This window comes from Streptomyces sp. NPDC028289, from assembly GCF_055565975.1.
Map to the genome: position 1 here is coordinate 119,163 of NZ_JBVHTI010000010.1, position 15,093 is coordinate 134,255.

14 protein-coding genes and 1 pseudogene are annotated in these 15,093 nt (G+C 71.0%); 9 read left to right on the forward strand and 6 right to left on the reverse strand.

The window, feature by feature from the left end; translation table 11 throughout:
* Positions 1 to 202 precede the first annotated feature (202 nt).
* Complete coding sequence (locus ACZ4UV_RS42950; protein WP_467845747.1) at positions 203 to 859, reverse strand: TetR/AcrR family transcriptional regulator; 657 nt, start codon at positions 857 to 859, stop codon at positions 203 to 205.
* Positions 860 to 920: 61 nt separating this feature from the next.
* Here ACZ4UV_RS42950 and ACZ4UV_RS42955 point away from each other — a divergent pair, with 61 nt between their 5' ends.
* The 3 genes from ACZ4UV_RS42955 (at position 921) to ACZ4UV_RS42965 (ending at position 3,172) form a co-directional block, all read left to right on the forward strand.
* Positions 921 to 2,072: an acyl-CoA dehydrogenase family protein gene (locus tag ACZ4UV_RS42955; protein ID WP_451021621.1), complete on the forward strand. Its 1,152-nt coding sequence runs from the start codon at positions 921 to 923 to the stop codon at positions 2,070 to 2,072.
* Positions 2,073 to 2,141: 69 nt separating this feature from the next.
* Positions 2,142 to 2,429 (forward strand): YiaA/YiaB family inner membrane protein, encoded by a 288-nt coding sequence (locus ACZ4UV_RS42960; RefSeq protein WP_093504975.1) that lies wholly within the window; start codon positions 2,142 to 2,144, stop codon positions 2,427 to 2,429.
* Positions 2,430 to 2,548: 119 nt separating this feature from the next.
* A complete protein-coding gene (locus ACZ4UV_RS42965) occupies positions 2,549 to 3,172 on the forward strand; it encodes a TetR/AcrR family transcriptional regulator (RefSeq protein WP_351488484.1) in 624 nt (207 codons plus the stop codon).
* 13 nt (positions 3,173 to 3,185) lie between these two features.
* Here ACZ4UV_RS42965 and ACZ4UV_RS42970 read toward each other — a convergent pair whose 3' ends face one another.
* Positions 3,186 to 3,647, reverse strand: coding sequence for a MaoC family dehydratase (locus ACZ4UV_RS42970; protein WP_390046111.1), 462 nt, complete (start codon positions 3,645 to 3,647; stop codon positions 3,186 to 3,188).
* 122 nt (positions 3,648 to 3,769) lie between these two features.
* Between ACZ4UV_RS42970 and soxR the strand changes: the two genes are divergently transcribed.
* Positions 3,770 to 4,240, forward strand: coding sequence for a redox-sensitive transcriptional activator SoxR (gene soxR, locus ACZ4UV_RS42975; protein ID WP_390046113.1), 471 nt, complete (start codon positions 3,770 to 3,772; stop codon positions 4,238 to 4,240).
* A 12-nt stretch (positions 4,241 to 4,252) separates the two neighbouring features.
* Here the strand turns inward: soxR and ACZ4UV_RS42980 are convergent, their stop codons facing one another.
* Both ACZ4UV_RS42980 and ACZ4UV_RS42985 read right to left on the reverse strand, forming a co-directional pair.
* Positions 4,253 to 4,969 carry a 3-keto-5-aminohexanoate cleavage protein gene (locus ACZ4UV_RS42980; RefSeq protein WP_467845757.1) on the reverse strand — a complete coding sequence of 239 codons (717 nt, stop codon included), beginning with the start codon at positions 4,967 to 4,969 and terminating at the stop codon, positions 4,253 to 4,255.
* Positions 4,970 to 5,070: 101 nt separating this feature from the next.
* On the reverse strand, positions 5,071 to 5,673 hold the full coding sequence (locus tag ACZ4UV_RS42985; RefSeq protein WP_351488492.1) for a hypothetical protein: 603 nt from the start codon (positions 5,671 to 5,673) through the stop codon (positions 5,071 to 5,073).
* Between the two features lie 269 nt (positions 5,674 to 5,942).
* On the opposite strand from ACZ4UV_RS42985, the gene ACZ4UV_RS42990 reads away from it, so the two are divergent.
* On the forward strand, positions 5,943 to 8,732 hold the full coding sequence (locus tag ACZ4UV_RS42990; protein ID WP_451021617.1) for a penicillin acylase family protein: 2,790 nt from the start codon (positions 5,943 to 5,945) through the stop codon (positions 8,730 to 8,732).
* A gap of 38 nt (positions 8,733 to 8,770) precedes the next feature.
* On the opposite strand, the pseudogene ACZ4UV_RS42995 reads toward ACZ4UV_RS42990, so the two are convergent.
* Positions 8,771 to 10,089, reverse strand: a pseudogene (locus ACZ4UV_RS42995) (serine-threonine protein kinase).
* Between the two features lie 80 nt (positions 10,090 to 10,169).
* Positions 10,170 to 11,411 carry an exo-beta-N-acetylmuramidase NamZ family protein gene (locus tag ACZ4UV_RS43000; protein WP_467845766.1) on the reverse strand — a complete coding sequence of 414 codons (1,242 nt, stop codon included), beginning with the start codon at positions 11,409 to 11,411 and terminating at the stop codon, positions 10,170 to 10,172.
* 210 nt (positions 11,412 to 11,621) lie between these two features.
* Here ACZ4UV_RS43000 and ACZ4UV_RS43005 point away from each other — a divergent pair, with 210 nt between their 5' ends.
* From ACZ4UV_RS43005 to ACZ4UV_RS43020, 4 genes are read left to right on the forward strand one after another with little or no spacing between them, the layout of a single operon-like run.
* Positions 11,622 to 12,386, forward strand: a complete 765-nt coding sequence (locus ACZ4UV_RS43005) for an SDR family oxidoreductase (RefSeq protein WP_467845770.1) — start codon at positions 11,622 to 11,624, stop codon at positions 12,384 to 12,386.
* A gap of 8 nt (positions 12,387 to 12,394) precedes the next feature.
* Positions 12,395 to 14,059: a class I adenylate-forming enzyme family protein gene (locus tag ACZ4UV_RS43010; RefSeq protein ID WP_451022452.1), complete on the forward strand. Its 1,665-nt coding sequence runs from the start codon at positions 12,395 to 12,397 to the stop codon at positions 14,057 to 14,059.
* Between the two features lie 29 nt (positions 14,060 to 14,088).
* The gene (locus ACZ4UV_RS43015; protein WP_451022447.1) at positions 14,089 to 14,682 is read left to right on the forward strand and encodes a TetR/AcrR family transcriptional regulator; all 594 of its coding nucleotides are present in this window, start codon (positions 14,089 to 14,091) and stop codon (positions 14,680 to 14,682) included.
* 29 nt (positions 14,683 to 14,711) lie between these two features.
* A complete protein-coding gene (locus tag ACZ4UV_RS43020; RefSeq protein ID WP_451022448.1) occupies positions 14,712 to 15,041 on the forward strand; it encodes a hypothetical protein in 330 nt (109 codons plus the stop codon).
* Positions 15,042 to 15,093: the final 52 nt, after the last annotated feature.

Sequence of the window (15,093 nt, forward strand, 5' to 3'; positions counted from 1 at the left end):
GTGGGGACGCTCACCGGCGCTGGCCGCGCGCCGCCCGCGCCCACCCGTGCCGCCCCAGCGGCACGACTGCCCGCGGCTATGTAGGACGCGGCTGGACAGCGCCCCGTAAGGGGCGCTGGGGGTACCCCCGACCGAAGGCTGGGGGAGGAACTGCGCGACAAGCCCCCACCCACCCGCCCCCGAACGACCGCCGCAACCACCCCTACGCCGTCCCCCCAACCCGCTCAAACTGTTCATTCAACCCGTCCAGCAACGCCCGCAACCCCGTCTCGAACGCCCGCTCGTCCACTTTCTCCTGCTGCTCCGCGAGCAGATGCGCCTGGCCCAGGTGCGGATAGTCGGCCGGATCGTACGCGCTCGCGTCGTCCACGAAGCCCCCGGCGAACGACCCCAGCGCCGACCCCATGACGAAGTACCGCATCAGCGCCCCGATCGACGTAGCCTGCGCCGGCGGCCACCCCGCGCCCACCATCGCGCCGTAGACCGCGTCGGCGACCCGCAGGCCCGCCGGGCGGCGGCCGGGGCCGCGGGCGAGGACCGGGACGATGTTCGGGTGGTCCCGCAGAGCCGTCCGGTAGGACACCGCCCAGTCGTGCAGCGCGGTCCGCCAGTCCCGCCCGGCGCCGTCCCCGATGTCTTCGAACATCGACAGGTCGACCTGCGCACTGACCGAGTCCGCGACCGCCTCCAGGATCTCGTCCTTGGTGCGGAAGTGGTTGTAGAGCGAGGGCCCGCTCACCCCCAGCTCGGCCGCGAGCCGGCGGGTGGAGACGGCCGCCAGACCCTCCGCGTCCACGAGTTCCCGGGCCGCCCGGACGATCCGGTCGGTGCTGAGGAGGGGCTTGCGCGGTCGGGCCATGGCGCACATAGTAGGGCCGGAGAAAGAAACTAGCAGTGCTAATTTAAAGGGTGGTCGCATGGTGAACCTGGGGCTCAGCGAGGAGCAGACCGCCGTACGGCAGCTCGCCCGGGACTTCGTCGACCGCGAGATCACCCCGAACGTGATCGCCTGGGACCGGGCCGAGGAGGTCGACCGGGGGATCGTGAAGAAGCTCGGCGAGGTCGGCTTCCTGGGCCTGACCGTCGACGAGGAGTACGGCGGCTCGGGCGGCGACCATCTCGCGTACTGCCTGGTGACGGAGGAACTGGGCCGGGGCGACTCCTCGGTCCGCGGGATCGTGTCCGTGTCCCTGGGGCTGGTCGCCAAGACCGTTGCCGCCTGGGGTACCGAGGAGCAGAGGCGGCGCTGGCTGCCGGGGCTCACCTCCGGCGCGTACGTCGGCTGCTTCGGCCTCACCGAACCCGGCACCGGCTCCGACGCGGGCAACCTCACCACCCGTGCCGTTCGCGAGGGCGACGACTACGTCGTCAACGGCACCAAGATGTTCATCACCAACGGCACCTGGGCCGACGTCGTCCTGCTCTTCGCCCGCTCCACCGACGCCCCCGGCCACAAGGGTGTCTCCGCCTTCCTGGTGCCGGCCGACACCCCCGGCCTCACCCGCCGTCCCCTGCACGGCAAGCTCGGCCTGCGCGGCCAGGCCACCGCCGAACTCGTCCTGGAGGACGTCAGGGTCCCCGCCTCGGCGATGCTCGGCCCCGAGGGCAAGGGCTTCTCGGTCGCCATGTCCGCGCTCGCCAAGGGGCGGATGTCGGTCGCCGCCGGCTGCGTCGGGATAGCGCAGGCCGCACTGGACGCGGCCGTGCGGTACGCCGGGGAGCGCGAGCAGTTCGGTACGCCGATCGCCGGGCACCAGCTCGTCCAGGAGCTCATCAGCGACATCGCCGTCGACGTGGACGCGGCCCGGCTGCTGACCTGGCGGGTCGCCGACCTGATCGACCGGGGGCTGCCCTTCGCCACCGAGTCCTCCAAGGCCAAGCTCTTCGCCTCCGAGGCCGCGGTGCGGGCCGCCAACAACGCCCTCCAGGTCTTCGGCGGCTACGGCTACATCGACGAGTACCCGGCGGGCAAGCTCCTGCGCGACGCCCGTGTGATGACCCTCTACGAGGGCACCAGCCAGATCCAGAAGCTGCTCATCGGGCGGGCGCTGACGGGCGTCTCGGCGTTCTGAGTACCTCTCTGTGCCTGCCTGAGTATCCCGGCGGATGTGGCGGGGTCCGCGTTCGCCGATGCTCTGACCATGAGTGACACACCGGTCAGACACCAGAACACGGCCGCCTTCTACGGCCAGGCCGTCGCCTCCTTCGCCCTCGCCCTCACGGCCACCGCCATCGGCATCTTCCGGCTGCACGCGGACGCCTGGGTGCGCGGGTTCCTCGGCATCGCCGTGCTCTACCTCGTCACCTCGGCCTTCACCCTCGCGAAGGTCGTCCGCGACCGCCAGGAGGCCGGGCAGATCGTCAGCCGCGTCGACCAGGCCAGGCTGGAGAAGCTGCTCGCCGAGCACGACCCCTTCGAGAAGCTCTGACCCTCCGGGGCGCTCCGAGGCTCCCTGCCGCCCGTGAAAAGCTCTGAGCGGGCACACTAAGCGCTCGCTCAGCAGGGGCGGTATGGTGGAGCTCCGGTACCGAGAGGGGCGAGCGAGCGATGAGTACGGCGGAGGAGACGACCGGCGGCGAGGTCGAGCCGTGGGAAGAGGTCACCCCTGACGCGGCCCGGCGACTGCTGGTCGCCGCCGTGGAGGCCTTCGCCGAGCGCGGCTACCACGCCACCACCACCCGCGACATCGCGGGCCGGGCCGGCATGAGCCCCGCCGCGCTCTACATCCACTACAAGACCAAGGAAGAGCTGCTCCACCGGATCAGCCGCATCGGTCACGACAAGGCCCTGGAGATCCTCCAGACGGCCGCCCGGCGCGAGGGCACCGCCACCGAGCGGCTCGCCGACGCCGTCAGCTCCTTCGTCCGCTGGCACGCCGGGCGGCGCACCACCGCCCGGGTCGTGCAGTACGAACTCGACGCCCTCGGCCCCGACGCCCGCGCCGAGATCCTCGGCCTGCGCCGCCAGGTGGACGCCGAGGTGCGCGGGATCATCCAGGAGGGCGTCGAGTCCGGCGAGTTCGACGTGATCGACGTGCACGGCACCACCCTCGCGGTGCTGTCGCTCTCCATCGACGTCGCCCGCTGGTTCAACGTGAACGGCCCCCGGACCCCCGAGGAGGTCGGCGCGCTCTACGCCGACCTCGTGCTGCGGATGGTCGGGGCCAAGTAGCCGCCCGCCGTCCTCAGAGGTAGTACCGGGACACCGACTCCGCGACGCAGACCGGCTTGTCGCCGCCCTCGCGCTCCACGCTGAAGGCGACCGTCACCTGGACGCCGCCCGTGACGTCCTCCACGCCGGTGATCTTCGCGGTGGCGCGCAGCCGGGAGCCGACCGGGACGGGGGCGGGGAAGCGGACCTTGTTGGTGCCGTAGTTCACGCCCATCTTCACGCCCTCGACCGTGATCAGCTGGGGGCCGAAGAGCGGGAGCAGCGACAGGGTCAGGTAGCCGTGCGCGATGGTCGTGCCGAACGGGCCGGCGGCCGCCTTCTCCGGGTCGACGTGGATCCACTGGTGGTCGCCGGTCGCGTCCGCGAACAGGTCGATCCGCTTCTGGTCGACTTCCAGCCAGTCGGTGTAGCCCAGCTGCTCGCCCACGGCCGCCTTCAGCTCGTCGGGGGAGGTGAAGATCCTCGGTTCTGCCATGTCGCCGGCCCTCTCGCACTCACGGATCACGCGTGCATTGTCTAAGCAACTGCTTAGCATGGTCGGGTATGCGTCCCCTGTCAACGGACCGCGGCCCGCGTCCGGTGGGTAGGCTCTGCGGGGTGCCGCAGATTCCCGAGAAGATCCACGAGCTGACCGTGGGCCAGTTGTCCGCACGCAGCGGCGCCGCCGTCTCGGCGCTGCACTTCTACGAGTCCAAGGGCCTCATCAGCAGTCGGCGGACCTCCGGCAACCAGCGCCGCTACACCCGCGACACCCTGCGCCGGGTGGCCTTCGTCCGGGCGGCGCAGCGCGTCGGCATCCCCCTGGCGACGATCCGTGAGGCCCTCTCGGAACTCCCCGAGGAGCGCACCCCGACCCGCGAGGACTGGGCCCGCCTCTCCGAGGCCTGGCGCACGGAGCTGGACGAACGCATCCGGCAGCTCAACCGCCTGCGGGACCATCTGACCGACTGCATCGGCTGCGGCTGTCTGTCGCTGGCCACCTGCGTGCTGTCCAACCCGGACGACGCGTTCGGCGAACGGCGGGCGGGTTCCAGTCTGCTGCCGGAGCGGGTGGAACGCAGGCAGTAGGGGGTGCTCGGGTCACCGGCCGTGCTGGAGCAGTGCCTCGGTCACCAACTCGGCGTTGGACAGTGCCCGTTCGCCGTCGGGGAGCAGCAGGGTGTCCTCCAGGCCGATGCGGGTCGCGAGGCCCAGCCGGCCCGCCAGCCGCAGTACCGGCCAGGCGCCGCCCTCCTCGCCGTGCAGCAGGACCGGGCGGCCGTGGGCCGTGCCCAGCTCGGTGAGCAGGGTCCGCGCCGACTCCTCGGCGGTGGCCGGGTCGGGGTCCGTCACCTCCGCCAGCACCCGCAGCACCTGCGGCCCCAGCGGCGAGGCCGCGAACCGCGCCGCCCCGTCCGTGCCGGACCAGATGCCCGCCTCCACGCCGATGCCCATGACCAGCAACTGCTCCGCGACGTCCTCGGCGCCCGGTTCGTGCCAGTTGACCGAGGCGAAGTCGGGCAGGACGGACCAGGTGCCCACGCGCTTCAGCCGCAGCGCCGGATCGGGTGCGGCCCAGGCGCCGGTGGTCACTCCGATCGGTACGCGCACCCGCGCGCGGAGCGCGTCCACCGTCGGTTCGACCACGCGCGGGGACAGGCTCTCCCGCCCGCACGGGGTCCTCGGGTGCACATGGATCTCCGTGGCTCCGGCCGCGACCGCTTCGGCGGCGGAATCCGCCAGCGCCGCCGGCGACAGCGGCACGCCCGTGCCGTCGGCACCGCCACGGCGTCCGTTCAGGCAGACCTGCAGTTCCATGCTCCGATGGTGCCGGTCGCCACTGACAACGGCCAGGGCACCGGCAGTTGGGGGGTGCGGCATGTTGGGGGGTGCGGCATCCCCGGCGCACCCCCACGTGGTCAGGCCGACATGAGAAGCCGCCCGCGCCTGGCATAGGCCAGCGCCTCGGGGGTGAGGACCGGACGCGGCACCAGGATCCCGCAGTCCGCGCAGACCGGACCGGCGGAGGGCTCGTGGTCCAGGTCGTACTTCCAGATGAGGCGCTCCCCTTCGCACACCGGGCAGACCGTGCCCGGCTCGCGCTCCAGGGCGGCGATCAGCCGTCGCAGCACCTCGGCGAGTGGTTCGTCGGGATGGACCCGTGGGTCGTCGCACCAGGCCACTCCGAATCCGCCCCAGGTCAGCCGGTGCCAGTCGTCCACGCTGCCCGGGCGGCGCAGCCCGTCGTGCTTCTCCTTCTTGCGGCGCTCGGCGAACTCGCTCTCATAGCCGAGCCATACCGTCCGCGCCTCTTCCAGCTCCTCCAGCGCGCCCACGAGGCGCACCGGATCGGGGGAACGGTCCTCGGGACCGAACCCGGCCCGCGAGCAGAGATGGTCCCAGGTCGCGCGGTGCCCGTAAGGAGCGAACCGCTCCAGGCACTTGCGCAGCGAGTAACGCCGTAGCGCCAGATCGCACCGTGGGTCTCGCACCTGTCTCGCCAGACTCCGGAAACCGGCCATCGCCCTGCACCTCCGTCACACCTGCAGCTGTACTTCGGTCACTTCGGCGTCGCCGCACGGGCTGCGCGCGGCGTTGCCGTATAGACGTATCGACACTCGAATCGGCTCCATCCGATTTCCGATGCCGTCCATAAGGCCGCCCGCCTTGACCGACAGCCGGTGACACCGCCGACGCGGGCGAGCACTCCAAAACTTGACGCATGTTCATCTTCAATCTCGGGGATACCGGCGGTAACGTCCGGCACCACCACTCGTCGTGAGGAGCCCCCATGCCGCGGCGCACCAGACATCACGCGTTGTTCGACAGACTGAGAACTCCCCGCAAGCTCCCCGGGTTCCTGAAAGCCGCATCCGTATGCGTGCTCATCGCCGGGCTGCTCTCCCCGCTGGCCCAGGCGACCACGGCCGCGGCGGCCACGGCCTCCAACGACTACTGCGGCGGCCAGTGTTCCGACATCCTGCCGCCCGGCGAGAACGGCAACGCCACCCTCGCCCAGATCCTGCTCAACCAGGCCTTCGGCACCCAGCCCAGCCATGCCGAGGACCAGCTCGGCCCCTACAACAACCTCGCCACGGGCTACTCCACCCTCACCGACGCGAAGATCAACACGTTCTTCAACGACTCGTCGTTCGGGGTCGCGTCCAGTCAAGTCGCCTCCACGGAGAACCCGGCCGGCCGCAGCGACGTGACCATCGTCCGCGACAAGGCGACCGGGGTGCCTCATATCACCGGTACCACCAGATACGGCACGGAGTTCGGCGCCGGGTATGCCGCCGCTGAGGACCGGCTGTGGCTCATGGACGTGTTCCGGCACGTCGGCCGCGGCCAGCTCACCACCTTCGCCGGCGGTGTCGCCTCCAACCAGGGCCTCGAGCAGGAGTTCTACCGCAACGCCCCCTACTCCGAGGCCGACCTCCAGGCGCAGATCGACAACGCCGTCGCCAACAACGGCGCCCGCGGCCAGCAGGCCCTCGCGGACGCCGACGCCTACCTCGACGGCATCAACTCCTACATCGACGCCTCCGACAGCGGCCGGTACTTCCCCGGCGAGTACGTGCTGACCGGGCACAAGGACTCGATCACCAACGCCGGTACGATCGACCACTTCAAGATCACCGACCTGGTGGCGCTGGCCTCCGTGATCGGCGCGCTGTTCGGCTCCGGCGGTGGCGGCGAGGTCAACAACGCCATATCGCTGCTCGCCGCCCAGGACAAGTACGGCGTGACGGAGGGCACCAAGGTCTGGGAGTCGTTCCGTGAGCGCAACGACCCCGAGGCCGTGCTCACCGTCCACAACGGCGAGAGCTTCCCGTACGGCACCAAGCCTGACAGCCCGCAGGGCGAGGCGCTGCCCGACGCTGGCTCGGTGACCACCGAACCCCTGGTCTACAACGCCACCGGCACCGGCGCCGACCAGAGCGCCGGCGCCGCCTCCGCTGCGGCGACCAAGACCGCGCTCAGCTCGGCCAGGCGCGGCATGTCCAACGCCCTCGTGGTCAGCGGCAAGTACACCGCGAGCGGCCACCCGATCGCCGTGTTCGGACCGCAGACCGGCTACTTCGCCCCGCAGCTGCTCATGCTCCAGGAGATCCAGGGCCCGGGCATCAGCGCCCGCGGCGCCTCCTTCGCCGGTCTGAGCATGTACGTCGAACTGGGCCGCGGCCAGGACTACGCGTGGTCCGCGACCACCTCCGGGCAGGACATCATCGACTCCTACGCGGTCGAACTCTGCCAGGACGACTACCACTACCTGTTCCACGGCACCTGCACGGCCATGGACGAGGTCGAGCAGACCAACTCCTGGAAGCCGACCACGGCCGACGGCACGGCCGCCGGTTCGTACACCATGAAGGTCTGGAAGACGAAGTACGGCCCGGTCGAGTACCGGGCCACCGTCGGCGGGAAGAAGGTCGCCTACACCACCCTGAGATCCTCCTACATGCACGAGGCCGACTCGATCATCGGCTTCCAGATGCTCAACGACCCCGACTACGTGAAGAGCCCGCAGACCTTCCAGAGCGCGGTGCAGCACATCAACTACACCTTCAACTGGTTCTACGCCGACTCCTCGCACACCGCGTACTACAACAGCGGCAACAACCCGGTGCGGGCGAGCGGGGTCGACCCCGAGTTCCCGGTCTGGGGCCGGGCCGCCTACGAGTGGCAGAACTGGGACCCGTCCACCAACACGGCCGACTACACCCCGGCCGCCCAGCACCCCCAGTCGATCGACCAGGACTACTACGTCTCCTGGAACAACAAACAGGCGCTGAACTACACGACCGCGAGCTGGGGCGACGGCTCGGTCCACCGCGGCAACCTGCTGAACGACCGGGTCAAGAAGCTGGTCGCCGCCGGTGGCGTCACCCGCTCTGCGCTTGTCAAGGCCATGGCGGACGCATCGCTCACGGACCTGCGTGCCGAGGACGTCCTGCCGGACCTGTTGAAGGTGATCAACAGCAGTACGGTCACCGACTCCACGGCCGCCGCGGCCGTCACCAAGCTCCAGACCTGGCTGACCGCGGGCGGCAAGCGCACGGAGACCTCGGCGGGCTCGAAGACGTACGCCAACGCCGACGCCATCCGGATCCTGGACGCATGGTGGCCGCTGCTGGTGAAGGCCGAGTTCCAGCCCGGCCTCGGTGACGACCTGTACACCGCGTTCACCAACAACCTGTACATCGACGAGACCCCTTCGGCCGCCCACGGACCGACCGGTGCGCATGCCGGAAGCTCCTTCCAGTACGGCTGGTGGAGTTATGTCGACAAGGACATCCGGTCGGTGCTCGGGCAGACGGTGTCGGGACCGCTCGCCGAGCAGTACTGCGGCGGCGGCAGCCTCAGCGCCTGCCGGGACATCCTGATCAGCACCCTCAAGACGGCGGCCGGCACCAGCGCGTCCACCGTCTACCCCGGGGACTCGCTGTGCTCGGCGGGCGACCAGTGGTGCGCCGACTCGATCGTGCAGCGCACCCTGGGCGGCATCAAGCACTACAACATCAGCTGGCAGAACCGGCCGACCTTCCAGCAGGTCGTGGAGTTCACCTCACACAGGTGAGCCGCCCACCGGTGGGCTGATGCCCCACGGCGGCGGGGTCACACGATGTGCCCCGCCGCCAGCACCACCCGCGCCAGTTCGGGGTGCACGATGTCGCTGTGCGCCCCGGACGGCGGGCCGCCCCGCTTCACGACCGCCGCCGCGTCGACGTTCACACAGCCCGGCGCGGCGAGCGGGCCATGCAGCGCCGCCGCCAGGTCCAGCGACCGGGTCCCCGGCACCTCCTGGACGCCGTCGTGGCCCATCGCACCCCACCTGGCGCCCAGCATCCGCGCCACGTCCCGCCCAGCGCCGACTCGCAGTCGTCCGCCATCCGCGAGGCCAGCGGGTACAGCGTGCCGAGCGACTCGTCGAAGTGGGAGTAGCAGCACACCAGCGGACCGTCGATCCGGTTCTGCTGCCCCTGGAGCACTCCGCCGGCGCGCGGATCGTGGGGCAGCCGGGCGGCGAACGCGTAGTGCGAGAAGGCCCCCTGCAGCAGGGTCACGGACTTCACCGTCCGCACCCCGTCGGGCAGCCCGCGCAGCGCGAACGACACCAGCCGGCCGCCGAAGCTGTGCCCCACCAGATGCACCCGCACGTCCGGTACCGTCGCAGCCAGCTGCCCGATCACCCGCCCGAGCCCACGCTCCCCGACGGTCCCGGCGCGCCGCTTCATCGCGTAGTACGTCGCCTGCCGCAACAGCTCCTTCGCGCCGTCCCAGGGGTCGGGCAACGCGAACCCGGCCGTGCCACCGCTGCCCTGGAGGGCGGCCAGCGCCGCCGCGAACTCGTCGCACAGGGTCGTCGTGTCCCCGCTGAACAGCACGGGTTCGCTCTGCGGGACGCCCTCCGCGAGCGTGTCCGCGGCGAACAGCGGCTGCGGGCCGCCGGGGAGGACCTCGACCAGCAGCCGGACGAGGCGCCCGAACTCGTCCAGTTCGCCCGCCGGCCGCTGGTCCAGCATCCGCGCGAGCTGGTCGACCACGGTGGCCCGCCCCGGGAACGTCTCCAGCAGCGCGTGCCGGGTGTCCTTGTCGAGGACGGGGGCCTGTGTCTCCTCCGCCTCCGTGGCCACCACCGACTTGGGGAAGTCGGGGATCGGCTCGTCGCAGAACCGCATCGACGGCCAGATCACCCCCGCGTACCCGATCCGCGCCTTCGGCGCGAGCTTCGGGATCGGCGCGAAGAACCGCCGGTACAGGCGGGTCGCGCCCGAACGGTCGTTGTTCCAGCCGTGCGCGAAGACGATCAGGTCATGGAGGCCGTGGCCGCCGATCTCGCCCAGCAGCCGGTCGCGTTCGGCGCCGTCCGGGTCCCCGTCCGCGTCGAAGGTCAGTTCCCAGTAGGGAGCCACACTCATCCCAGGATCCGCCATACGAGGCTCCTCGTCCCCCGAACCGGTGCGATGTGCGCGCATCGTCCCGCCACCGGGCAAGGTTGGCCATACGCCGCGCCTCACCTGTAGAGGAGAAATTCCTTTCGGACCCGGCGGAATGCGGCGAGTTCGTCCTGCCACGCGCCGGCGATCTCGTCCGGGCCCGCGCCGGCGTCGATCATCGTGCGCACGCGCGCGGACCCGGTGAGCTTGTCGACCCAGTCGTCCGGGCGCCAGGCGAAGCCGCTCCACACCTTCTTCGCGGTGACCAGGAGGGCGATTCCGGTGCGTACCGGGTCGTAGGCGGCCCGGTCGTGCACATGGATCTGCACCCCGCCGACGGTTCTGCCCTGGAACTTGGAGAAGGTCGGCGCGAAGTACGCCTCCCGGAACCGCACGCCGGGCAGCGCGAGCTCGTTGGCGGCGGCCGCCCAGCGCGCGTCGATCCCCTCCGCGCCCAGCAGTTCGAAGGGGCGGGTGGTGCCGCGTCCCTCCGACAGGTTCGTGCCCTCGAAGAGACAGGTCCCCGAGTACACCAGGGCGGTGTCCGGGGTGGGCATGTTGGGACTCGGGGGCACCCACGGCAGGCCGTAGGCGTCGTAGAAGCGCGAGCGCCGCCAGCCGGTCATCGGTACGACGTCCAGGGCGACCGGCGTCCCCAGGAACTCCGCGTTGAACAGCCGCGCGAGTTCGGCGACCGTCATCCCGTGCGCCTGCGCGATCGGCTGCCGTCCGACGAAGCTGGCGAACTCCCGGTGCAGGACCGGGCCCTCGGCCGTGCGGCCGGTCACCGGGTTCGGGCGGTCGAGGACGACGAAGCGCCTGCCCGCCAGTTGCGCGGCCGCCATGCAGTCGTAGAGCGTCCAGATGTACGTGTAGAAGCGGGCGCCGACGTCCTGGATGTCGAAGACGACGGTGTCCACGCCGGACGCGGTGAAGACGTCGGCCAGGGCCTGTCCGCTCTTGAGGTACGTGTCGTAGACGGGGAGGCCGGTCGCCGGGTCGTCGTAGCGGCCCTCGGAGCCGCCGGCCTGGGCGGTGCCGCGGAACCCGTGTTCCGGGCCGAAGACCGCCGTCAGTTCGACCCGGGGGTCGGCGTGCATGACGTCGACGATGTGGCGGACGTCCTGGGTGATGCCGGTGGGGTTGGTGACGATGCCGACCTTCTGGGCGGCGAGGAGGGTGTAGCCGGCGGCGGCGAGGTGATCGAAGCCGGTTCTGAGGGTGCCGTGGGCGTCGGCCGTGGTTGCCGTGGGCAGGGCTGTCACGGCCGCTGCCGTTGCCGTGGCCGCGGTGAGCAGACTTCGTCGGGACGGGCGCATGTGGGGGGCCTCCGTCGTCGTCCGGGTGCAGGCCGGATGGGGTTGGTCGCGCAGTTCCTCCCCCAGCCGAAGGCTGGGGGTACCCCCAGCGCCCCTTCGGGGGCGCGCTGCAGCTTAGGGGATGCGACAGCTGCCCTTTTCTCAAACATACCGACCGGTTAGTGTGTCCGTGCTGAGCCGAGTCTGGTCGCGTCGTGTCGAAGGAGACCGATGGTGGGAGCCGTGCAAGATGCCCGAGTCGTCGTCACCGGGGCGGGAGGTGGCATCGGGGCTGCTCTCGCCCGTCGGTTCGCCGCCGAAGGCGCCCGTGTCGTCGTGAACGACCTGGACGGGGACAGGGCGGCCGCCGTCGCCGCGGAGATCGGCGGGATCGCCCTCGCGGGGGACGCGTCCGGCATCGTCGGTGCCGCCAGGGACGCGCTCGGCGGGAGCGTCGACGTCTACTGCGCCAACGCCGGGCTCGGGTCGGGTGGGTCCGAGGCGGCCGAGCCGGCCGTGTGGGAGTCCGCCTGGGACGTCAACGTCATGGCTCACGTACGCGCCGCCCAGGAGCTGCTGCCGGACTGGCTGGAGCGGGGGAGCGGGCGGTTCGTGTCCACCGTGTCCGCGGCCGGGCTGCTCACCATGATCGGTGCCGCGCCCTACAGCGTGACCAAGCACGCCGCCTACGCCTTCGCGGAGTGGCTGTCGCTGACGTACCGGCATCGCGGCCTGAAAGTGCACGCCATCTGCCCGCAGGGCGTCCGTACCGACATGCTCGCCGCCACCGGCAGCGCGGGCGATATCGTGCTCCAGCCGACCGCCATCGAACCGGAGGCCGTCGCCGACGCGCTGTTCAAGGGGATGGCCGAGGACCGGTTCCTGATCCTGCCGCACCCCGAGGTCGCCGACTTCTACCGGGCCCGGGCCACCGACCCGGACCGCTGGCTGACGAGCATGAACCACATCCAGCAGAAGTGGGAGGCATCCCGGTGAGCGAGTCGGTGACCGAGTCCATCTACGCCGCCCGGCCCTGGGTGGGGCTGCTCAACGACGTCCAGCGCGGGCCGGTCGACCCGCCCGCCTCGCTGGTGCACGCCCTGCGGGCCGCCGTGGCCGAGGCGCCCGACCGCACCTGCCTCGCCTACTTCGACGCCCGCCTCAGCTTCCGCGAGGTCGACGAGCTGAGCGACTCCGTCGCCGCGCATCTCGCCGAGCGGGGTCTGGCGCGCGGGGACCGGGTCGCCGTCATCCTGCAGAACTCGCCGCACTTCGTGCTCGCGCTGCTCGGCGCCTGGAAGGCCGGCGCGACCGTCGTGCCGGTCAACCCGATGTACAAGGCGGGGGAGGTCACGCACGTCCTGCGGGACGCCGAGGTGGCCGCGCTGGTCTGCTCGCAGCGGGCCTGGGAGTCGTACCTGCGCGACACGGCCGCCGACTCGCCGGTGCGGATCGTGCTCACCGCGAGCGAGCTGGACTTCCAGACGCGCGGCGACGCGCGCGTACTGACCTTCGAGCGGCTGCCGCAGGCCGCGGACGCCGAGGACCTGGTCGCCGTCGCCCGGAAGGGCGGGACGGCGCCCGACGGGCGGGACCCGGAGCCCTCCGACATCGCCCTGATCAGCTACACCTCGGGGACCAGCGGCGCCCCCAAGGGCGCCACCAACCTGCACGGCAACATCATGTACAACGCGGAGCGGCAGCGGACCGGGCTCGCGCTGCCCGACGCGCCGGTCTACTACGCCCTCGCGCCCCTCTTCCACATCACCGGCATGGTCTGCCAGCTCTGCGCCTGTCTCACCAGCGTGGGCACGCTCGTCCTGACCTACCGCTTCGAGCCGGGCCTGGTGCTGGAGGCGTTCGCCGAGCACCGCCCGCAGTACACGGTCGGCCCGTCCACCGCCTTCATGGCCCTGGCCGCCCACCCGGACGTCACCCCGGAGCACTTCGCCTCCTTCGTCAACATCTCGTCGGGCGGCGCCCCGCTGCCGCCGGCCCTGGTGGAGAAGTTCCGCGCGGGGTTCGGGCCGTACATCCGCAACGGCTACGGGCTGACCGAGTGCACCGCGCCCTGTGCCTCCGTACCGCCGGAGCTGGAAGCGCCCGTCGACCCCGTCTCCGGGACCCTCGCGGTCGGGGTGCCCGGCCCGGACACCGTCGTGCGGATCATCGACGACGAGGGCAACGAGGTGCCCTTCGGCGAGCAGGGCGAGATCGCGGTGCGCGGGCCGCAGGTGGTGCCCGGCTACTGGCGGCGGCCCGAGGCCACCGCCGAGACCTTCCCGGACGGCGAACTGCGCACCGGCGACATCGGGTTCATGGACCCGCAGGGCTGGCTGTACGTCGTCGACCGCAAGAAGGACATGATCAACGCGTCCGGCTTCAAGGTCTGGCCGCGCGAGGTCGAGGACGTGCTGTACACCCATCCGGCGGTACGCGAGGCGGCCGTGGTCGGGGTGCCGGACGGGTACCGCGGCGAGACCGTCAAGGCCTACATCAGTCTTCGCCCGGGAACTGCAACCGATCCGGACGATCTCGCCCTCTATTGCAAGGAGAGACTGGCCGCCTACAAGTATCCGCGCCAGGTGGAGATCCTGCCCGACCTGCCGAAGACGGCAAGTGGGAAGATCCTCCGACGGGAACTTCGTTCCCGACCGCAACAGGGTTAGCAGAATTACGAGAAAGGCAGGTGGCGGCAGTGCCCAGGACGACGGACGGAGACGGGGCTCCTGTTCCGCAGCGGCTTCTTGCCGCCGCCACCCGGCTCTTCGCGGAGCAGGGGTACGACCGCACCTCCGTGCAGGAGATCGTGGAGGCGGCCGGCGTCACCAAGGGGGCGCTGTACCACTACTTCGGCTCCAAGGACGATCTCCTGCACGAGGTGTACGCGCGCATGCTGCGCGTCCAGCAGGAGCGGCTCGACGCCTTCGCGAACGCGGACGAGCCGATCGAGAAGCGGCTGCGGGGCGCGGCGGCCGACGTGGTCGTCACGACCATCGAGAACCTCGACGACGCGTCGATCTTCTTCAGGTCCATGCACCACCTGAGCCCGGAGAAGAACAAGCAGGTGCGCGCCGAACGCCGCCGCTACCACGAACGCTTCCGCGCGCTCATCGAGGAGGGGCAGCGCGAGGGCGTCTTCTCCACCGCGACCCCGGCCGACCTCGTCGTCGACTATCACTTCGGCTCGGTCCACCACCTGTCGACCTGGTACCGCCCCGACGGCCCCATGACCCCCCAGGAGGTCGCCGACCATCTGGCCGACCTGCTGCTGCGGGCACTGCGGCCCTGATCGTCCGGTGCCGCCGGGCAAGGAGCAGCATGCTGGGTTTCATGGACGCCTACGTCCTGTGGCGCCGGATGCCGTTCCCGCGGAGCGGTTCGACCGCGGGCCTGGTCCTCGCGCACAGCGATCTGGCGGGCGCCGACGAGTACGTGACGACGGTGATCCGGTTCGTGGAGAGCGGGATCTTCAAGCCGGCGCCGGTCGACGTGCTCGCGGAGCTCCGGGAGCTCATGCTGCGGCTCGACCGGCTCGGTGCGGCCGCCACGGGTGCGGACCTGGAGGCCGCCCGCTCGCAACACGCGTACGCGGCCCTGCTGGACCTCGTCTACCGGCAGTACCTCGAAGCGGGAGGGTCACCGGCGTGAGCGGCCCCGCGAGAAAGGCCCCGGCGTGACGCCGGGGCCTTTCTCGTGCTCT